Source organism: Streptomyces sp. TRM68416 (assembly GCF_014596915.1).
Lineage (GTDB): Bacteria > Actinomycetota > Actinomycetes > Streptomycetales > Streptomycetaceae > Streptomyces.
Window position 1 is genome coordinate 1 of the sequence record NZ_JACVWU010000044.1, and the last position, 21,427, is coordinate 21,427.

11 protein-coding genes are annotated in these 21,427 nt (G+C 73.0%); 5 read left to right on the forward strand and 6 right to left on the reverse strand.

What is annotated here, in order from left to right:
- The coding region (locus ICC28_RS39310) for a type I polyketide synthase (RefSeq protein ID WP_188293669.1) at nt 1-6,827 on the reverse strand (6,827 nt) is incomplete at its 3' end.
- Nucleotides 6,828-7,146: 319 nt separating this feature from the next.
- Here ICC28_RS39310 and ICC28_RS39315 point away from each other — a divergent pair.
- Nucleotides 7,147-7,917, forward strand: a complete 771-nt coding sequence (locus ICC28_RS39315) for a 2,3-dihydro-2,3-dihydroxybenzoate dehydrogenase (RefSeq protein WP_188293670.1) — start codon at nt 7,147-7,149, stop codon at nt 7,915-7,917.
- A 70-nt stretch (nt 7,918-7,987) separates the two neighbouring features.
- Here the strand turns inward: ICC28_RS39315 and ICC28_RS39320 are convergent, their stop codons facing one another.
- The 5 genes from ICC28_RS39320 to ICC28_RS39340 form a co-directional block, all read right to left on the reverse strand.
- Nucleotides 7,988-12,931, reverse strand: coding sequence for a type I polyketide synthase (locus ICC28_RS39320; RefSeq protein WP_188293671.1), 4,944 nt, complete (start codon nt 12,929-12,931; stop codon nt 7,988-7,990).
- Nucleotides 12,932-13,038: 107 nt separating this feature from the next.
- Complete coding sequence (locus tag ICC28_RS39325; RefSeq protein WP_188293672.1) at nt 13,039-13,584, reverse strand: DUF1579 family protein; 546 nt, start codon at nt 13,582-13,584, stop codon at nt 13,039-13,041.
- A 41-nt stretch (nt 13,585-13,625) separates the two neighbouring features.
- Nucleotides 13,626-13,904, reverse strand: a complete 279-nt coding sequence (locus ICC28_RS39330; RefSeq protein WP_188293673.1) for an acyl carrier protein — start codon at nt 13,902-13,904, stop codon at nt 13,626-13,628.
- 28 nt (nt 13,905-13,932) lie between these two features.
- Entirely contained in the window at nt 13,933-15,411 is a 1,479-nt protein-coding gene (locus tag ICC28_RS39335) for an amino acid adenylation domain-containing protein (protein WP_188293674.1), read from the reverse strand.
- Nucleotides 15,408-16,547, reverse strand: coding sequence for an acyl-CoA dehydrogenase family protein (locus ICC28_RS39340; protein WP_188293675.1), 1,140 nt, complete (start codon nt 16,545-16,547; stop codon nt 15,408-15,410). Before ICC28_RS39340 ends, ICC28_RS39335 begins: the two co-directional genes overlap by 4 nt.
- 425 nt (nt 16,548-16,972) lie before the next feature.
- On the opposite strand from ICC28_RS39340, the gene ICC28_RS39345 reads away from it, so the two are divergent.
- From ICC28_RS39345 to ICC28_RS39360, 4 genes are all read left to right on the forward strand, one after another.
- A complete protein-coding gene (locus ICC28_RS39345) occupies nt 16,973-18,169 on the forward strand; it encodes a 3-deoxy-7-phosphoheptulonate synthase (protein WP_188293676.1) in 1,197 nt (398 codons plus the stop codon).
- Between the two features lie 37 nt (nt 18,170-18,206).
- Nucleotides 18,207-18,890, forward strand: coding sequence for an isochorismatase family protein (locus ICC28_RS39350; RefSeq protein WP_188293677.1), 684 nt, complete (start codon nt 18,207-18,209; stop codon nt 18,888-18,890).
- Nucleotides 18,887-20,800: an anthranilate synthase family protein gene (locus ICC28_RS39355; protein ID WP_188293678.1), complete on the forward strand. Its 1,914-nt coding sequence runs from the start codon at nt 18,887-18,889 to the stop codon at nt 20,798-20,800. Before ICC28_RS39350 ends, ICC28_RS39355 begins: the two co-directional genes overlap by 4 nt.
- Nucleotides 20,801-20,890: 90 nt before the next feature.
- The coding region (locus tag ICC28_RS39360) for a beta-ketoacyl synthase N-terminal-like domain-containing protein (protein ID WP_188293679.1) at nt 20,891-21,427 on the forward strand (537 nt) is incomplete at its 3' end.

The window sequence follows — 21,427 nt, forward strand, 5'->3', positions numbered from 1 at the left end:
TCCTGCCAAGTGATCTGATACCGCCAGTCGTTCACCGCCGCGTACTCCCGCCGCGTACGCCACCACTGCGAGATGACGGGCAGCGCGTCGCTGATCGCGTTCCGCTCGTGCGCGTCGGCCAGCCCCAGCAGCCCGGCGAGTTCCTCCGAGTCCTCCCGCTCCACGAGACGCCAGAAGCGCTCCTGCTCCGGGTCGGCGACGACGCCGTCGCCCGCGCCGTCCCCGCCGTCGTCGGACGGGAGTACGACGGTGGTGTCGGCGGGCGGCAGCAGCGTGCCCCAATCGAGGTCGACGCCGGCGGCCCAGACCTGGGCTGCGCTGGTCTGCAGCCGCTCCATCCCGCCGTCGTCGCGCCGCAGCGAACCGGTGACCGTCACCTCGTGCCCGTGCGCCTCCGCGCTCTCCCCGATGCCCATCACCAGCACCGGATGGGCGCTGGACTCGATGAACACACCGGTGCCGTCGTCCAGCAGCGCCCGCGTGGCATCCTGGAACCGCACCGGTTCCCGCAGGTTGCGGTACCAGTACGCGGCGTCCATCCGCGTGCCGTCCGCGACCTCGCCGGTCACCGTCGAGTACATCGGAATGCGGCCCGCCGACGGGGAGAGACCGGTGAGCCCGTCCAGGATCTGCTCGCGCACCGCCTCCACGTGCGGGGAGTGCGAGGCGTAGTCCACCGGGATGCGCCGCACACGCAGCCCGCGTTCGTCACCGGCCGCCATGAACTCCAGCGCCGCCTCGACGTCACCGGCGACCACGGTGGAGGACGGTCCGTTGACCGCGGCGACCCAGAGGCGGCCGGCCCACTTCTCCAGCACCTCCTCGGTGGTGGTGACGGACGCGGCGACGGAGAGCATGGCGCCACCACCGGCGATCGCCACGATCGCCGCGGACCGGGACACCACGACACGTACCGCGTCCTCCAGCGACAGGATTCCGGCCACACAGGCCGCGGCGATCTCGCCCTGCGAGTGACCCACGACCGCGTCGGGGACCAGACCCGCTGCCTCCCAGACGCGGGCCAGGCCGACCATCACGCTGAACATGAGCGGCTGGACGACGTCCACCCGCGCGACGTCCGCGGCCTCCGGCGCTCCGGTGAGCACGTCCAGCAGCGACCAGCCCGCCAACTCCTCCACGATGTCCGAGACCCGGCCGACGACATCGGCGAACACCGTTGAATCGGCCAGGAGTTCACGCCCCATGCCCAGCCACTGCCAGCCCTGGCCGGGGAACACCAGCGCCACCCGCGCACGGTCGGAGGCGGCCTGCCCCGAGACGGCGGAGCCCGTGGCCGAGCCCGAAGCCGCCATGTGGTCGAGCGAGGCCAGCAGGGCCGAGTCGTCCTTTCCGACGATCGCCAGCCGGTGCCTGCGTGCCGGGTCGGCCGACAGCGCGCGGCCCACCGCGACGGAATCGGCACCTGACTCCCTTATGAAGGAAGCCAGTTCAGCCGCGCGGGTACGCAGACCGGTCTCCGTGTCGGCGGAGACCGTCCAGGCGGTGGAGCGCGGGACCGGGAAGTCCCGGTACCAGTAGTCCTGGTGCTCCCAGGGGTAGGTCGGCAGCTCGGCGGGCGGGCGGGCCGCCGAGGCCGGCGCGGGCGGGCGGTGACCGGCGACGAACAGCTCGGCCGCCAGAAGCCCGGGCGTGGAGTCCTCGCCCAGGACGTCCACGGTGAGGTCGCACCACCCGGTGCGTTCCTCCCGCGGTCCCAGGTCGAGGTCGCCGCCGAGACAGCGGCGCAGCGCGTCCGCGGACGTCAGCCGGCCCGAGACCCAGGCGGCGGTGACCGCGCCGACGCCCTCCCCCTCCGCGTCGTCGACCGTCACGCCGTACGCGCGCAAGGCCTCGGTCGCGGCAGCCTGATGACAGAACATCAGCGCAGGCCCTTCGAGCGCTTCCGTTCGGGGCACGTCGAGCGTGCCGAGCAGGCGCGTGTACTCGTCCAGGGTCCTGCGGTACGCCGGGGACGCGGCCGCCCAACGCTCCAGCGTCGCCGGGGTGGGCAGGCGGTCGGCGTAGCGCAGCGCCACCGTCGCCCGCGCCCCCCGCTCGGCCTGGCCGGTGCGCGTGGCGGAAGAGGCCTCGCCGAAGGCGGCCTCCTCCAGCGCGGCGGCGAGCGACGGGGCGTCGGAGCCCACCACGGCGAGGCGGTGTTCCAGCCAGGCCCGCCGATGAGTGGCGGTGAAGACCAGGTCGTCCAGCCGCCCGGGCAGGGTGTCCAGCCGTTCGGCGGTGCGCAGCGCCACGGCCCGCAGCGCGGACGGCGTCGCGGCGCTGACCACCAGCACCCGCTCCTGCTCCTCGCCGTCCGCTGCCACCGGCGGCTGTACCGCGCCCCGGTACTGCTCGACCAGGACGTGGGCGTTACTGCCGCTGAATCCGAACGCGCTCACGCCGGCCCGCGCGGGCCGGGTGTGCTCGGGCCAGGGCCGCGGCTCGTGCACCAGGGCGACGGGCAGCCGGTCCCAGTCGATGCGGGTCGACGGCTTCTCCACCAGATGCGGGGGCAACTCGCCGTTGCGCAGGGCGAGTACGACCTTCAGCAGGCCCACCGCGCCCGCCGCCGCGCCCAGATGACCGACGTTGGCCTTGGCCGAGCCGATGAGCAGCGGGTGTTCCGGGGTGCGTCCCGCGCCGAGGGACTCGGCCAGCGCGGACACCTCGATCGGGTCGCCCAGCGGCGTGCCGGTGCCGTGCGTCTCCACGTAGTCGACCTCGTGGGGCGCCCAGCCGGCCCGCTCGACGGCCTTGCGGACCACCTCGACCTGCGCCACCGGGTTGGGCACGGTGAGGCCACCGGAGGCGCCGTCCTGATTGACGCTGCTGGCGCGCAGCACGGCGTGCACCTCGTCGCCGTCGCGTACGGCCGCCGACAGCGGCTTGAGCACGAGGACCACGGCCCCTTCACCGCAGGCGAACCCGTCGGCGCTCTCGTCGAACGTCTTGCACCGGCCGTCCGCGGAGAGGGCGTTGCTGCCCGCCATGGAGGCCAGCAGCGGGCTCGGCGCGACGATGGCGCTGGCCCCGCCGACCACGGCGACCTCGCAGTCGCCGGTGCGCAGTGCCTGGCAGGCCAGGTGTACGGCGGTCAGGGCTGAGGAGCACGCGGTGTCCACGGTCATGCTGGGACCGCGCAGACCGAGGATGTACGACAGCCGGCCGGCCAGCGCGGCGAACGACGTTCCGGTGCCGTGGTAGAGGTTCAGACTCTCGCTGTCCATGTCGCGGGCGACCAGATACTGGTAGTCGGCCATGGACAGACCCGCATACACGCCCACCGGCCGGCCCTGGAGGGCGTCCGCCGGGCAGCCGGCGTGCTCCAGGGCCTCCCAGGCGCCTTCGAGGAACAGCCGCTGCTGCGGGTCGAGTAGTTTGGCCTCGCGCGGGGAGATGCGGAAGAACGCCGCGTCGAAGGCGGCGATGTCGTCGAGGTAGGAGCCGGGGAGGGCGGCTACGTTGTCGAGTTCGGCCCAGACGGGGTCGCGCAGTCGGTCCGCGGGGAAGTCGCCGTGGACGCCCTTGCCCGAGTGCAGCAGCTCCCAGAACTCCTGTGGTGAGGACGCGCCGGGCAGCCTGCAGCTCATGCCGATGACGGCGATGCCGTCGGTCGCGCTGTGATCGTAGGGGGCCGGGGCGGGGTCGGCCACGGCGGTCACGGCCGGGGCGTGGACCGGGTCGGCCACGGCCGCGGCCGGCGGCGCACTCGCGTCCGACTGCCGGGGCAGCATCCCCGCCAGATGTTCCGCCAGCCCGATGACCGTCGGATGCTCGAAGATGACGGTCGTCGGCAGGGAGAGGCCCAGTTGCTCGCCCAGCCGGGTGCGCAGCGCCACGGCGGTGGCAGAGTCGAGCCCCTGCTCGAAGAGACCGCGCCGACGGGCCACCGGCTGGTCCGGGCCCAGGCCCAGCAGCTCGCGGACGGTCTCGGTGACCAGCTCACCGAGCCGCCCGACATCGGCACCGGAGGCGGCCGCACGGGCCGGAACGGGCGCCGGCGTCGCGGAGGCGACGGCCGGGGCGGGCGCCGGGGCGGGGGCCCCGTCGGGCACGGCGTACATCTCGGACGTCACCTGCCCCTGCTCGTCCAGCAGCGAGAGCCGGATCCGGGCGGGCGCCGCGCCGCCGGCGGGCGCGGTACGGGCCGGGTCGGTGACGCCCTGGGCACCGCGTTGCACGCCGGGCAGCCAGTAGCGTCCGCCGCCCCAGGACGGGACGGGCAGCGTACGGTACCGGCTCGGCCGTCCGGTGACCGCGGACCAGGCCACCGGGACGCCCGCGGTGTGCAGCCGGGCCAGAGCCCGGTGCGCGCCGAGCACTCCGGGAGTGTCCTCGTCGAGCAGTGCCAGGGCCGGTGCCTGCCGGTCGCGCAGCCGCTGCGCCTCGGTGAGCGCCGCCGTCAGGACGGGCTCCGGGCCGATCTCCACGAGCGGGCGGTCCTCCTCGGCCAGCAGCGCGTCGAGGGCGGGCCACAGGCGTACGGGCGCGGTCAGCGCCCGGGCCCAGTAGGCCGCGTCGAGCAGCGGGGAGTCGCTGCCGACGTCGACCGTCGACGACATCCGCACGCCGGGCGGCACCGGGGTGATCGAGGCCAGCTCGCCCTCCAGACGCGGCACGAGGCCCGCCGCGAGCGGACCGTAGGCTGCCACGCCCCCGGCCGGCACACGGCACGCCAGCCCGCGCGCCCTCAGCGCCTCCGCGGCCCGCTCGGTCTCCTCGGGAGGCCCGGCGACGACCAGTGACTCCGGCCCGTCGACGGCGACCACGGAGACCGCCGCGCCGACCGACGCCAGGACCTCGGTGACGGTGTCCTGCGCACCGGACACCGCGAACCGCGCGCTGCGACCGGCGACTTCGTCGAGCGCGGCGGCCAGGCGCAGGACGACGGTGGCGGCGTCCTCCAGGGTCAGCGCACCGGCCACATGGGCGGCGGCAACCTCGCCCGGCCCCTCACCGACGACCGCCGCCGGGACGACGCCCCGGGAGGTGAGCCAGCGGGCCGCGGCGACCTGCACGGCGAAGGCCACGGGCAGCCGCGGCGACGGCTCGTCCGCGCGCAGCGCTTCCAGCAGTGACCAGCCGGCCTCGGCCTGGATCAGTTCCGTGAGCTCGTCCAGGACCTCACGGACCTCCACGGCATCGTCGTAGAGGTCCATGACACGACCCGGCAGCCCGGTGCCGTGACCGGAAAAGACGAACACCGGCCCGGGCGCGCTCTCGGGATCCGGGACATGGCCCGAGAAGGCGCCCTCACCCGGGGACCCGAGTACGCGCAGCATCTCCTCGCGGTCCTCGGCGACCACGACGTGGCGGTGCGCCTCGTGGGTGCTGCGCGTGGTGGTCGAGGCCGCGAGGTCGGCGAGGTCCGACTCGTCGGTGTCGCCCACCAACTCCCTCAGCAGCGCGACCTGTTCGTCCAACCCTGCGGCCGTGGACGCAGAGGCGGTCAGCGTGTAGGGGCGGCCGGCGGGCCGCTCGGGGGGCGTCGGCCCGGACGCGGGCGGCGCCTCCAGGACGACGTGCACGTTGGTGCCGCTGAGCCCGAACGCGCTGACGCCGGCCCGGACCGGCCGGTCCGCCGGAGCGAGCGGGGTGTTCTCGGCCGGCACGGTGAGCGCGCCGTCGCGCCAGTCGACACGCGGATTGAGCCGTTCCACGTACGGCTGCCGCGCCACCGTGCCCGAGTTGACCACCCACACCGACTTCAGCAGGCCGCCGATGCCCGCCGCCGCGTCCATGTGCCCGAGCAGCGCCTTGTGCGAGCCGACCAGCAGCGGGTTGTCCGCGTCGCGCCCCTCGCCGTACACCGAGCCGATCGCGTCGACCTCGATGACGTCGCCGATGGCCGTGCCGGTACCGTGCGCCTCGACGTAGTCGACATCGGTGGCGGTGAGACCCGAGCGGCGCAGCGCCGTGCGCAGCAGCTCGGCCTGGGCCACGGCGTTGGGGACCGTCAGGCCGAGGCTGGTGCCGTCGTTGTTGGTGGCCGAACCGCGGATCACCGCGTGGATGCGGTCCCTGTCGGCCAGCGCGTCGGACAGTCGCTTGAGGACCACGACGCCCGCGCCCTCGCCACGCACGATTCCGTCGGCGTCCGCGTCGAACGGACGGCAGCGCCCGGTCGGCGAGATCGCCCCGACCTGGCTGAGGAAGACGCTGATGTCCGGGGTGATGAGCAGGCTGACACCGCCCGCCACGGCCGTGTCGCATTCGTCGGCACGCAGGCTCTGGCACGCCTGGTGCACGGCGAGCAGCGAGGAAGAGCACGCCGAATTGACCGTGCTCACGGGCCCGTTGAGGTCGAAGGAGTACGCGAGCCGGCCGGCCGCGAAGCTCGCCTCCAGGCCGCTGACGTGGTGCCGCCCGATGTCGTCGATGCCGAGGGTCCGTGCGTGCAGCAGCTCGTAGTCACGGGCCAGCAGCCCGAGGACGACGGAGGTCCGGGTGCCGCGCCACTCCTCGCGTGTGCGTCCGGAGTCCGCCATCGCCTCCCAGGCGACCTCCAGCACGAGGCGCTGCTGGGGATCGAGCAGGTCCGCCTCACGCGGGCTGATCCCGAAGTAGTGGGCGTCGAAGCGGTCGATGTCGTCGAGGAAGGCTCCCCGGCCGTTGGAGATGCCTCCGGGCAGGCCCGCCCGCTCGGCGTGCTCGGGCCCCCACCGGTCCGCGGGTACGTCCGAGAACGTGTCCGTCGCCTCGGTCAGCAGCCGTCCGAACGCGTCGAGGCTTCTGATCCGGCCGGGGAAGCGGCATCCCACACCCACGACGGCGATGGGCTCCATCATGTCGTCGGATTGCTTTCCGTTGCCGGAATCGGTGCTCATCAGTTCCCTCCGATTGGACAGGGCCCGGAAGTGGGAGAAGCCGTCGACGTGGGACTTCATCGGTGCAGGGCGACGGCCCGGCGATGCTATGGACGGCCGCCACGGGGTGTCAGCCCCTACCCGCCCCCTAAGACCTCCCGGCCCGTGAAACCGGGGCCGGACCCGGCCGTCGGGCCGCTTCTAGGGGTGGCTACGGGTACCGGCGGCGCCCCCGCGCTCGCGAAGCTGGACGGAACCGTCTGCGCGTTCGCCGGTCCGACGGCCGCGCAGGCACTCGGCGTCTGCGCCGAGGCCCCCAACCCACGCGAGGAGTCCGCACATGCAAGGGAAGGTCGCAGTCGTCACCGGCGCAGCCGGAGGCATAGGGGCGGCGGTGGTTCGCGCGCTCGCCGAGCAGGGCGCGGCGGTCGCGGCCGTCGACGTCACGGCGGACGGGTTGGAGGCCCTGGCCAAGGAGTTGGACGCCGACGGGCTCACCGTCCACGCCTTCCCGGCGGACGTCACCGACCCCGGTCAGGTGGGTGAGACCGTCGCCGGGATCGAGCGGCGACTCGGCCCGGTCGACCACCTCGTCAACGCGGCCGGAGTGCTGCGTCCCGCAGGCGTCGACGCCATCACGGCCGCCGACTGGAACGACACCTTCGCGGTGAACTCCACCGGCGTCTTCCTGATGTCGCAGGCCGTCGTGGGGGGCATGGTCGCGCGTGCCTCGGGCGCCATCGTCACCATCGCCTCCAACGCGGCCGGCACGGCCCGCACCCACATGGCCGCCTACGCGTCGTCCAAGGCCGCGGCGATCGCGTTCACCAAGTGCCTCGGTCTGGAGGTCGGCAGGCACGGGGTGCGCTGCAACGTGGTCAGCCCCGGCTCCACCGACACCGACATGCTGCGCACGCTGTGGGCCGGCGCCGACGGCGTGCAGAACGCCATCGACGGTTCCCTTCCCGCGTACAAAGTGGGCATCCCGCTGCTGAAGATCGCCCGCCCCCAGGACATCGCGGCCGCGGTGGTCTTCCTGCTCTCCGACGCGGCCGGGCATGTCACGCTTCAGAACCTCACCGTCGACGGGGGCGCCACCCTCGGCGTCTGACAACCGGTCGACGACAGGAAACCGGCCGCCCGCGTCGAGCGGGCGGCCGGTTGCGTTGCCGGCGGGCCGGTCAGTCGGTGTTCATGTTCCCCTGGCCGAAGCCGACCGTCTGTGCGCCGATGTCCGTTGCCGACTCCTCCAACGGCAGGTAGGGAACGGCCCGTTCGGTGCCGCCGCGATAGCGGGTCCAGTCCGCCCGGCCCACCGCGACAGGCCCCCCGGACAGGTCCGGTGCGGCCCATACGGCGTCCAGCAGCTCGCCGACCGGAACGGGGTGCAGGCCCGCGGCCGCAAGCTCCGCGATGCCGGTGCCCACCGCCTCCCGCCACGGCCCGCAGGCCAGGCTCAGCGCCGCGACACCGGCACTGCGCCGCCTGCGCGCCAGCGCGTCGGCGTATTCGGCCGCCGCTGTCGCCACCGCCGCACCGGCCCGTCCCGGCAGGGTGGCGAGTGGGGAGCACAGGAGCAGGAAGTCGAGGCCGTCGGCCCGTTCGTCGAGCAGCCGGGGTACGGCCACGACCCGCTCCAGCGCCTGCTCGAACCCGGGCCCGTCCCAGTCGGCGAGCGTCCGCCCGGGTACCTCGGACGCCAGGTGCACCACGCCCCGTACGGACGCCTCGGCACTCAGCGCCGAGGCGACCTCTGCCGGGTCGTCGGCGACCCGGACGAGCGAGCCGGCTCCGCGCGTGGTGAGCCAGTCGGCCGCAGCGACCGCCTCGGGGCCGTTCCCGACGACGAGGTAGGCGGCGTCCCGGCGGAGCGCGGGCCCGTCGGCACCGGCGCCGAGCGGCCGCCCCCGCAGCCGCGCCTCGTACCAGCGTCCGCCCCGCCACGACAGCCGACCCGATCCACCCAACTGCTCCACCCGGCCTAGCAGTTCGGCCGCGTCCGGCAGCGCGCCGTCGGCCGCTTCGACGGAGACGCAGGGGAGCTCCGGGTGCTCCCAGGCGGCCGTACGCGCCAGCGCGGAGACGAGCCCGGCGTGCGGGGCGGACCTGCCGGAACAGAGCACGACCGTCGGCCGCTCCGCCGGACAGGCCCGCAGGAAGCCGCGGACCACCTGCGACGCGGCCGTGGCGCTGTCGTGCAGCAGCAGCCCGGCGACCGTGGTGCCGCGCCCGGCGAGTTCCTTGCGGACCCGCTCGAACGCGTCGTCCTCCGCCGTGTCCAGCGGCAGCACTCCGTCACCGTCACCGGCCGACTCGGCCGCGGGCACCAGGACCAGGGCGGGGACCCCGGCCAGCGCGAGCTGTTCACGCCACTGCTCCGCGGCGGCGGTGTCGGCGCCGTGGATCAGCCAGCAGCCCTCGCGCGCGCCGGGCACGGCGGTACGCAGCGCACCCGCGAGGGGCTGCCAGTGCAGTTCGTGCGCCAGCAGTCCCGCGGCCGCCGTCGGCGACCGCTCCTCGTCGACCGGTCGCAGGCGCACCCCCTCGGCCACCAGCAGCAACTCGCCCTGCTCGGAGGTGACATCGAGCGTGAGCGAGTCCTCGGGGCCGCGCTGTGCCCGCACCCGGAAGACGGCGGGCAGTGAGCCGTACACGGTGATCCGGCCGATCGCGGCGACCGTGCGCAGCACCGGCGCGGGATCGTCCTCGGCGGCCGACGCGGCGATACGCAGGACCGTCTCCAGAAGGGCGGGAGGCAGCTGCCAAGGACCGGTGACGTCCGCCGTGTGCCGCACCACCGCTTCGGCGCGTCCGGGGCCGGTGTACAACGCGGTGACCCGGCCCGCAGCCCGCTCCTGCGCTACCCCCAGCCGCCACAGCCGCCCGTGCCACTGCTCGGCGTCCGCTTCCCCGGGCCGCTCATGGCTGTTGGCGGGTACCGCTTCGGAGCGGTCCGTCAGTGCGTGGCCGTCGGCGGGTACTGCGTCGGGGCCGCCCACCAGTGCGTGGCCGTCGGCAGGCACCGCGTCGGGGCCGCCCACCAGCGCGGTGAACGACAGGTGCCACGCGGCGTCCGCGCGCACGAAGCCTCGTACCTGCTCGCCGCCCTCTTCCTCGGTGCTGATCGTCTGGACGGCGAGCGGCCCGTCGACGGGCAGTTCCGATACGCCGTGCAGCCGCACCGCGCTCAGGGTGACCGGGGCGTCCTGCCGGGCCCGGCCGTGCCGGGCCGCCGCCAGTGCCCAGTCGACGAGGGCGGCGGGGGAGAGCAGCGCGACGCCGTGCACGCGCGGCAGCGCGGTCCCCGCCGGGGTGCCGGCGGCGATCCGTCCGCCGAACCGGCGCTCGTCCGTGCCGGCCAGCTCGATCGGGGCCCCCAGCAGCGGATGGGCCGCGGCCCCCGGCAGCGGCCGGGGAGCGGCACCGTCGGGCGGCACCAGCCAGTGGCGGCTGCGCTGGAAGGGGTAGGTCGGCAGGTCCACCCGCCGGGCGTGGTGGCCTTCGAGGGCCGGTTCCCAGTCCACGGTGACACCGTCGGCGTACAGCGCGGCCAGGGCCGACAGCAGCGCCCGCGGCCCGTCCTCCGGCCCGTCGGCCCCGGCCAGCAGGCCCACGGGCAGCAGGGTGCGCCCCGGCTCGCCCTGGCCGGCGGCGGCGCGGGCGACAAGGGGGGCGAGCGCGGCCCCCGGATCGAGGTCGACGAACCGGGTCACCCCCCGGGCGAGCAGGTGCCGCACGGTGTCGAGGAGACGGCCGGGCAGCGCCACGCGCCCTGCCCAGAACTCACCGTCCGTCAACTCCTCCGCAGTGACAGCCCGTCCCATGCCTCCGAGGACCAGCGGCACGTCCGGCTCGTGCGCCGACAGCCCCGCGACCGCGCGCCGCAGAGCGGCGGAGTCCACAGTCCGCACGACGCGGGGCCCGTCCAGCGCGCGGACCTCGCGGCCCCGGGCACGCCAGTGTTCGGCGAGTGCGGCGACGGCGTCCGCCGGCCCGGTGAGGACCGTGGCGCCGGGCTCGTCCACCGCGGCGACGACCACACCGTCCCCGGCCGGTGCCAGTTCCGCGCGCAGCTCCTCCTCGTCCGCCCGCACCCACACCGACGCGAGACCCGTGCCGGGCTCCTCGTCGGCCTTCCCGGCCAGGGCCGTGGCCAGGACGCAGGCGTCGTCCAGGCCGAGCGCTCCAGAGGCGTGCGCTGCGGCGACCTCGCCGAGGCCGTCCCCGGCCACCTGCCGGGGAACCACCCCGAAGGCCGTCAGCAGCCGGTGCAGGGCCATCTGGAGAGCGAACCCGGCGAGGCGGGCCGCGGCAGGGGAGGCGAAGGACCGCGTGCCGTCGAGCAACGCGGCGCGCACCGACTCCCCGAGCCGCTGACAGACCTCGTCCAGCGCGTGGGCGAACGGCGGGAACGCCTCGTACAGCCCCAGCGCGTCGCCGGGACGCGCCGGGGAACCGGCGCCGAACAGCACCGCCGTGTGGCCGCGCGGGTCCGCGGCGCTGTGCACCACACCGGCGTCGGCGCGCCCGGTCGCCAGCGCGTCGAGGCCTGCCAGCAGCTCCTCGCGCTCGGCGCCGACGACGACGGCCCGGTGCCGGAAGGCGGGGCGGCCGCGCACCAGGGCGGCGGCCGTGTCCCGGGGGTCGGCCTCGGTGACCGCCCCGCGCAGCCGGGCCGCCAGCTCGCGCAGTGCCGCCGGCGTGCGTGCGGACAGCGGCCAGGCCACCGGCGCGGCGGGGGAGGGGACCGGCTCGGCGCTCTGCTCGGCGGGCGGCTCCTCAAGGATCAGGTGGGCGTTGGTCCCGCTCAGGGTCAGGCACGACACGGCGGCCCGACGCACTCGCTCGTCGGCCGGCCAGGCACGGGCTGTGGTGGCCAGCTCGACCGTGCCGGACGACCAGTCGGCGTGCGTGGTCGGCGCGTCCACATGCAGCGTCGCCGGGACCCGCTCATGGCGCAGCGCCATCACCAGCTTGGTGATGCCGGCGATCGCCCCGACCGTCTGCGTGTGGCCGATGTTGGACTTCACCGAGCCCAGCACCACCGGGCGCTCGGGGGAGTGCTCGCTGCCGTAGACCGTGATGATGGAACTGGCCTCGACACCGTCGCCGAGGGTCGCGCCGACCCCGTGGCCCTCGACCACGTCGACGCTCTCGGCGGACAGCCGGGCGTCGGCCAGCGCCTGGCGGATGACCCGCTCCTGTGCCTGGCCGCGCGGGGCGGACATGCCGTTGGTGGCGCCGTCCTGGTTGATCGCCGAGCCCCGGACGACGGCGAGCACCGGATGACCGTTGCGCCGCGCGTCCGACAGCCGCTCCAGCAGCAGCATCCCCGCGCCCTCCGACAGGCTCACCCCGTCGGCGGCCGCCGCGAACGACCGGGAACGGCCGTCCGAGGAGAGCTTCCCGGTACGGCGGAACTCCAGCAGTGTGGTCGGCAGCGACATCACCGCGGCCCCGCCGGCCAGCGCCAGCGTGCACTCGCCGTTGCGCAGCGCTTTGCACGCCAGATGTACCGCGACCAGAGAGGACGTGCACTGGGTGTCCACGGTGACGGCCGCGCCCAGCAGCCCCATCAGATAGGCGACGCGGCCCGAGCCGGCGCCCACCGAGTTGCCGAAGCCGAGATAGTCCTGGATGTCCGGGCCGGGGGGCTCGCGCAGGAGCAGCGGGTAGCCCGCGAACTGGAGGCCCGCGTACACCGCCGTACGGGTCTCCTTGGCGGATGTCGGGTCGATCCCGGCCCGCTCGAAGGCCTCCCAGGCGGTCTCCAGCAGCAGCCGCTGCTGCGGGTCCGTGGCCAGGGCCTCGGCCGCCTCCATGCCGAAGAACTCGGCGTCGAACTCGTCGGCGTCGTGCAGGAACCCGCCGCGCAGGTCCGGCATGGCATCGGCCAGGTTCCAGCCGCGGTTCTCCGGGAGCCCGGAGATCACGTCCTCGCCACTGTCGACCAGCCGCCACAGGTCCTCCGGCGAACGCACGCCGCCCGGGAACCGGCAGCCGATTCCGATGATCGCCACCGGCTCGTGGTTCTTCGCCTCCTCGGCCGCCAGCCGTCCGCGCGCCTGCCGCAGCTCGGCCGTCGCCTTCCGGAGATACCTCTGAAGCTTCTCTTCGTCCGCCATGGGGCGCTGGGCTCCTCAGAACAGGACGGCCCCCGGCCGGTACCGCGGCATCGGGCGGCACCGGCCGGGGGCCGTCGGGGTCGGTATAGGGGTGCGGTAGGGCCCGCTCAAAGCTCCGCGAGCGGCGTCAGGTGGCAGTCCTGGATGTCGTACAGCTTCCACTCGCCGTTTACCTCGACGTACGCCTCCAACTTGAAGTGGCGCTCGTCGATGGGGACGTAGGAGTCCTTCGAGCGGGTGCGCACGCCCACCTCGCCCAGCACGTGCTCGCCGATGAACTCCAGGTGGTCGCCCTGCCAGCCGGTCGACGTGGAGACGCCGAGCGTGCCCAGGGTGTCCACGTAGTACGACTCGAAGTGCTGGTCGACCTCGCTCCAGCCGATGATCCACTTGCCTTCGAGCTTCGGCGAGCCGTCCGCGTAGGTGGACTTCAGGTCCATCTGGTAGTAGTGCCCGCCCATGATCGGCTGGGTCAGCGCCTCCATCTTCACACCGGTGTCGAAGGAGACGGTCATCCTGCCGAGCAGGAAGTCGAGTTCCTTCATGCGCGGGGAGACCCCGGTGTCCTTCTTCACCGGGCGGGCGGTGGGACGGTGGTTGTCGAGGTAGTCGGCGACCTTCTCGTCCTCGGCGGTCGGCGTGGTCTCGGTCATCGTTCGCTCCTCATGGTCGTGCCGGGGTGGACGGGTGGTGGTCAGGCGCCGGGGCGGGCCGCGAGTTCGCGGACGACCGAGGCGATGGTGCGTACGCTCTTCAGGTCCCGCGCGCTGATGCGCGACGGTGGGACCTTGACACCCAGCTCGTCATGGATGTGGTTGAGGAGCAGCACGGTGTTGAGGGAGTTGAGGACCCCCCAGGAGAGCAGCGGGGTGTCCATCTCCAGCTCGCCCTTCGGGTCACCGTCCAGGAAACGCTCCCGGATGAACTCGGTGATGGTCCGGGTGACCTCGTCGGTCCCGGTGGCGTCGGTCATCTGACATTCCTTCCGATGCGGTGCGAGGTCACTGCAGTACGGCCGCCAGTGCGGCGCGATCGGCCTTGCCGTTGCGGGTGCGCGGCAGCTCGGGGGTGGTACGGAACTCGTCGGCGACCATGTAGCGCGGCAGGTGCTCGGCGCAGTGCCGACGCAGCTCCAGCACGCCGACGTCCTCGCCCTTGGCGGGCACGACGAAGGCCACCAGGCGGGCCTCGATGCCGCTGCCCACGACGAGCGCCACGGCTTCGGCGACCGCGGGGTGCGCGGTCAACGACGCTTCCACGTCACCGAGTTCGATGCGGTGACCGCGTACCTTCACCATGTGGTCGCGTCGGCCGACGTAGTCGAACAGTCCGGGCTCAAGTACCCGCACCACGTCACCGGTCGGGTACGGCCCCCGGTGCGGCTCACGGCCCCAGTAGCCGAGCATCACCGTCGGGCCGTCGGCGACCAGCTCGCCCTCCTCGCCCGGGCCGCAGACCTCGCCGTCGGACCGCCGGGCCCAGACGCGGTCACCGGAGCAGGCGACGCCGATCGGCACCGGCCGGTCGCGCTCCAGGTCCTGCGGCCGGACCTCGTGGAAGGTGCAGACGTTCGTCTCGGTGGGGCCGTACAGGTTCAGCAGCCGGGCCGGCGTCCAGTCGGCCAGCGCGCGCACCTGGGCGATGGGGAACGGCTCGCCGGCGAAGAGCACAGCACGCAGCCCCTGCGGAGGCTGTCGTTCCAACAGGCCGCCCTCGCGCATCATCAGCGTCAGCGCGGACGGCACCGAGTACCAGACGGTAATCCGCTGCTCGTGCAGGAAGTCAACCAACTGGGCTGGTGCATAAGCGAGTTCGGCGGCTATCAGATGGACGGACGCGCCCACGGAGAAGGCCGCGTACAGGTCGAGAACCGACAGGTCGAAGTTGAGCGGCGCGTGGTTGGCGAACCGGTCCCCGGGCCCGGGGGCGAGTTCCCGGACCGCCCACTCCACGAACGACAGGGCGTTGCGATGGCTGATGCACACGCCCTTCGGAGCGCCCGTCGAACCGGAGGTGTACAGGATGTAGGCGAGATCGTCAGGATCGGCCGGCTCGTCGATCCGCGCGTCCTGCGGCTCGTCCGTGCCCTGCTCCCGCGTTGCCGCCAGCTCTGCCACGGTGACCTCGTCGGCGAGCAACTCGCCCAACGGGGCAGCGCGTTCGCCGGTGGTCAGCACCACCCGGGCCGCGCAGTCGCGGGCCAGCACCGCCACCCGGTGGCCGGGCGCCGAGCCGTCCGCGGGCACGTAGGCGGCGCCGAGCCGCAGCACCGCCTGCATCGCGGTGATCACCGCGATCGACTTCTCGCCCCAGATCACCACCCGGTCGCCCCGGGTCACGCCGAGTGCTCGCAGCCCACGGGCCAGCCGGTCGGCGGCGGAGTCCAGCTCCGCGTACGTCAGTTCCCCGTCCGCGGCCACGAGCGCCGTACGCCCGCCGTGCACCTTCGCCGCGTCGGCCACCAGTCGATGAAGAGTCACAGTCCCAGATCCTTAGCGATCAGCTCACGCTGGATCTCCGTGGTGCCGGAGAACAGCGTGCTGGGCACCGAGTCGCGCAACTGCTCCTCGGCACCGCCGGCCAGATACCCGCGGCCGCCGAACAACTGGACCGCGTCGGTGGAGTTGTGCACGGCAGCCTCGGAGACCGCGATCTTCGACATGGCGACCGCGGCCACATGGTCCCGGCCCTCGTCCATCAGCCAGCACGCCCGATGGAGCAGCAGCCGGGCGCTGTCGAGCCGCTGCCGCATCGCGGCGACCGTGTGCGACACGGCCTGGAACTCGCCGATACGCTGTCCGAACTGCCGCCGCTGCGAGACGTGTTGAACGACCTGCCCCAGCTGGCGCTCCATCATCCCGAGATAGATCCCGAACAGACAGGCCCGCTCCCACACCATGGAGTGCTGGAAGACGGCCGATCCCTGCCCCTCCTCGCCCAGCAGGTACTCCTCGGGAACCACGCACTCCGCGAAGTCCACCCGACCGGCCAGACAGCCCGTCAGCCCCATCTTCGGCAGCGGAGAGCCCAGGACCGTCCCCGGCAGCCGACTCGGCAGCGCGAACGCCGACAGCCCGAGGAAGCCTGCATCCGGGTCGGTCACCGCGTAGGTGACGATCACATCGGCGACCGGTGCGTTGCTGGCCCACGACTTGCGCCCGTCCAGGACGAACCCGGAGCCAACCCGCCGCGCGGTCGTGCGCAGCGCGCCCACGTCCGAACCGGCCTCGTCCTCCGTCATCGCGTTCGAAGCGATCAGCTCCCCTGACGCCAGCCCGGCCAGCAACTCACTGCGCGCCTTCTCCGACCCGAAGTCCCGCACCGGCACCGCACAGGCCAGCAGATGCGCCGCCACCGCGAACGCCAGACCCAGGTCCGCGCAGCCACGGCCGAACGCCTCCAGGCACAGCGCCGTGTCCAGCGCGCCCAGACCGCCGCCGCCCACATCGCGTGGCAGACACAGCCCGGTCAGCCCCAGCCGGCCGGCCTCCCGGAACGCCGCGCGCATGACGTCGGGATCGTCCGGGTTCACCGGCCCTCGGTCCCAGCGGGCACGCGCTTCCTCGAAAATGGTGTCGCAGCGTTTCTGCTGCTCGAAAGAGACTCCGAAATCCATGGGCGAGGGGAACCTCATCGTGAAGAGTGGCAATTCGCCGGAGCCCGGGCGGGGCAGCGGGAAAAGCGCCAAACGGGTGGTCGGGAATTTCGCGATCGCTCTTCCGAATGAGCGTCGGCACGCCTGAGCAGATTAGGTGCGGCCGTTCACGGACGTCACCCCCTACCGGCCCCTATCCCCGCACGGCCGTCCGAGTCACCGCCGAACCGGCCCACCCGGGTAGGGGTGTTGGGATCACCCCGATCACCGGCCACTTGCGCCCGGACGCGCATGTTAGGGGTTTCCCGGCCCGTCACCACAGGCCCACCATAGGGCCCGCGCCCCCCGGTCCGTCGTCCCCTTCGTGCCGCAAGGGCTGAATCCCACGGATCAACTTCGCGTATTCCGGCAGGTTCATCTGCGTACCGCGCAAGGAGACAATTGACATGCAGTGGCTGACCGACTCCTCTCCCCTCTCCGGGGAGAAGCAGTCAGCAGGGAAAAGGGCAGGGCATCAACCCGACTGGCAGAACCACGCCGACCTCGCCCATATCCGCTCGCAACTCGCCGCCCGACCGGGCATCGTCACCGCTGAGGACACGGCGGCACTGCGCTCGCTCCTGGTCGACGTGGCGGCCGGCGCCGCCCACGTCATTCAGGCGGGCGACTGCGCCGAGGACCCCGACGAGTCCACCGCCGACTACGTGGCCCGCAAGAGCGGACTGCTCGACCTGCTCGCCGCCACCATGCAGATGAACACCCACCGGCCCGTGGTCCGCGTCGGACGCATCGGCGGCCAGTACGCCAAACCCCGCTCCCGGCCGACCGAGACCGTCGGTGGACGCGAACTGCCCGTCTACCGCGGCCACATGGTCAACAGCCCCGAACCCGACCCGCGGCTGCGTCAGCCGGACCCGTGGCGCATGCTCGACTGCTACCGTGCCGCCGCCGAGGTCGCCGGCCACCTCGGCTGGACCGGCACCGACCGGCACTGGTCGCGCGCACCCCGCGTCTTCACCAGCCACGAGGCCCTCGTCCTCGACTACGAGACGCCCCTGCTGCGCCACGACGTCGACGGCAGGCTCTACCTCGCCTCCACCCACTGGCCCTGGGTCGGCGAACGTACGCGCCAGCCGGACGGCGCCCACGTCGCCCTGCTCGCCTCCGTGGCCAACCCGGTCGCCTGCAAGGTCGGACCCGGCACGACCGAGGACAGCCTGCTGCACCTGTGTGCCGTACTCGACCCGCACCGGGAACCCGGCAGGCTCACCCTCATCTCCCGAATGGGCGCTCCCGCCGTCGCCGACCGGCTGCCCCCTCTGGTCAAGGCCGTGCATGCCGCCGGCCACCCCGTGATCTGGCTCTCCGACCCGATGCACGGCAACACCGTCACCACACCCGCCGGACTCAAGACCCGCCACCTCGACACCGTGCTGTGGGAGGCCGAGCACTTCCAGTGTGCCGTGCGCTCCGCCGGCGGTGTGGCCGGCGGTCTGCACCTGGAGGTCACCCCCGACACGGTCACCGAGTGCGTGGGCAGCGCCGACTGCGAGGACCGGGTCGCGGAGAAGTACACGACTCTGTGCGATCCACGGCTCAACCCCGAACAGGCCGTGTCCGTCGCCACCTCCTGGACCGCGTAGCACCACACCGCGCCCGACCCACCAGCCGAGGAAGACGATGCCAGGGATACCCCCCATCACCGACTACCCGATGCCGACCGCCGACCAGCTGCCCGCCAACACCGCGCACTGGACCGTGGACCCCGCCCGGGCCGTACTGCTCGTCCACGACATGCAGCGCTATTTCCTGCGGGCCTTCCCCGAAGGCGGCTGCCGCGAGACCCTCCTCGCCAACGCCGCCCGCCTGCGCCGGAGTTGCGCCCAGCTCGGCGTTCCGGTCGCCTACACCGCCCAGCCGGGCGGCATGACCGAACAGGAACGCGGCCTGCTGAAGGACTTCTGGGGCCCGGGCATGACCGTACGCCCCGAGGACCGGCAGGTCGACGAGCGGCTCGCGCCGGCCGACGGCGACTGGAGCCTCGTCAAGTGGCGCTACAGCGCCTTCTTCCGCTCCGAACTCCTCGAACGCCTGCGCGCCGAGGGGCGCGACCAGCTCGTGCTGTGCGGCGTGTACGCCCACGTCGGAGTCCTCGTCACCGCCATCGAGGCGTACTCGCACGACGTCCAGACCTTCCTCGTCGCCGACGCCGTCGCCGACTTCTCCGCCGAACACCACCGGCAGGCCCTGCACTACGCGGCCGGACGCTGCGCCATGGTCCGCACCACCGACGACCTCCTGGCCGAACTCGGCGGCACACTCGTCGGCCACACCGGCCGCGCCGACAGGGGGAGCGACCGGTGACGAACTCCCCCCACGGCACCCACCCCGGTACCGAGCCCGCCGAGGAGCTGCTGCGCCGGCTGCTCGGCGCCGAGCAGCCGGCCTTCGTCCTGCTGCACCGCCCCGACGCGTCCGGCCACGACCGTCTCGACCTGCTGCTCGGCGAGGTCTCCACCCCCGCCACCCTGGCCGAGCTCCCCACCCCGGGCGCTCCGGCCACTCCCGGCACGGCCACCAGCGACCTGTTCGTGCTGATCCCCTACCGGCAGATCGCCGAACGCGGCTACGAGTGCGTCGACGACGGAGCGCCCCTCGTCGCCCTGCACGTCACCGATCAGGCGGCCCTCCCCGTCGGCACCTTCCTCGACCACGTCCCGGACCGGCCCATCCAGGTCACCGGCGGCCACTTCGACACCGACGACACCGCCTACGCCGAGATCGTCCGCACGATCATCGACACCGAGATCGGCGAGGGCGAGGGCGCCAACTTCGTCATCCGGCGCTCCTTCGTCGCCGACATCACCGACTACGAGCCCGCCACCGCCCTCGTCCTCTTCCGCCGACTGCTCCAGAGCGAGACCGGCGCCTACTGGACGTTCGTCGCGCACACCGGCGAGCGCACCTTCGTCGGCGCCACCCCCGAACGCCACGTCACGCTCGACGACGGCGTCGCGGTCATGAACCCCATCAGCGGCACCTACCGCTACCCGGCGGCCGGACCCACGCTCGAAGGAATCAAGGAGTTCATCGCCGACCGCAAGGAGACCGACGAGCTCCACATGGTCCTCGACGAGGAACTCAAGATGATGGCCCGCATCTGCACCACCGGCGGCCGCGTCTCGGGCCCCCACCTGCGCGAGATGGCGCGGCTCGCACACACCGAGTACTTCATCCAGGGCCGCAGCGACCGGGACCCGCGGGACATCCTGCGCGAGACCATGTTCGCCCCGACCGTCACCGGCAGCCCCCTGGAGAGCGCCTGCCGCGTGATCCGCCGTCACGAACCCGAGGGCCGCGGCTATTACAGCGGCGTCGCCGCCCTCATCGGCCACGACCACCGGGGCAACCCCTCCCTCGACTCGGCCATCCTCATCCGCACCGCGGACATCGACCGCACCGGCCGGGTCTCCATCGGCACCGGCGCGACCCTCGTACGCCACTCCGATCCGGCCGCCGAAGTCGCCGAGACCTGGGCCAAGGCCTCCGGACTGCTGTCCGCGCTGATGACCGACACCGCCCGGAGCTTCGCCGAACACCCCGAGATCGCCGGCGGCCTCGCCGACCGCGGCGGAACCATCGCCGCCTTCTGGCAGGCCGACAACCGGGATCACGACCGCCCCGACCCCCAGCTCGACGGCCGCCGCGTTCTCGTCATCGACGCCGAGGACACCTTCACCGAGATGATCAATCTCCAGCTCAGGTCGATCGGACTGGCCGTCACCGTGCGCCGGTTCGACGAGCCCTACGACTTCGAGGGCTTCGACCTCGTCGTGATGGGCCCCGGCCCGGGCGACCCCCGGGACGACCACGACCCCAAGATCGCCCACCTGCGCTCGGCCGTACGCACGCTGCTCGCCGCACGGCGCCCCTTCCTCGCCGTCTGCCTGAGCCACCAGGTGCTCAGCCGCGAACTCGGCCTGCCGCTCGCCCCGTGCACCGTGCTCAACCAAGGCGTCCAGAAGGAGATCGACCTGTTCGGTCGCACCGAACGCGTCGGCTTCTACAACAGCTTCACCGCCCTCAGCGACGACGACAAGGGCGACTGCCCCGGTATCGGCGTCGTGGAGATCGGCCGCGACAGCGCCACCGGCGAGGTGCACGCCCTGCTGGGCCCGCACTTCGCATCCATCCAGTTCCACGCCGAATCGGTGCTCACCCAGGACGGCGTACGGATCCTCGGCACCCTCGCGAAACGGGTGCTGGCGATGTAGACGCGCTCTCCTGCCACCGCATCCACGCGGCCGAACACCGAACCCGGGCACCGATTTCTCAGGATCTTTCGAAAGGCTGGACTGATCTCCATGGCGGACGAGCAGAAGACCGTTGAATACCTTCGGCGTGTGACTGCGGACCTGCACAAGACGCGTCGGCGTCTGCACGAGGTCGAGTCCAGCATGACGGAGCCCATCGCGGTCGTCGGGATGGCCTGCCGCTTCCCCGGCGGGGTGCGCTCCCCGGAGGAGTTGTGGGACCTGGTCGCGGCGGGCGTCGACGCCATCACCGACATCCCCGGCGACCGCGGCTGGCCGGAGGACGTCTTCCACCCGGACCCCGAGCACACCGGCACGTCCTATGTCCGGCGCGGCGGCTTCATGGACGATGTGGCGGGCTTCGACGCGGAGTTCTTCGGGATCTCTCCGCGTGAGGCGCTGGCGATGGATCCGCAGCAGCGGTTGCTGCTGGAGGCGTCCTGGGAGGTCCTGGAGCGTGCGGGGATGAACCCGCAGTCCCTCAAGGGCAGTTCGACGGGTGTGTTCGTCGGTGCCTCCACCTCGGCCTACATCCCCGACATGGACAACGTCCCCGAGAAGATCGCCGGCTTCACGATGGCCGGAAAT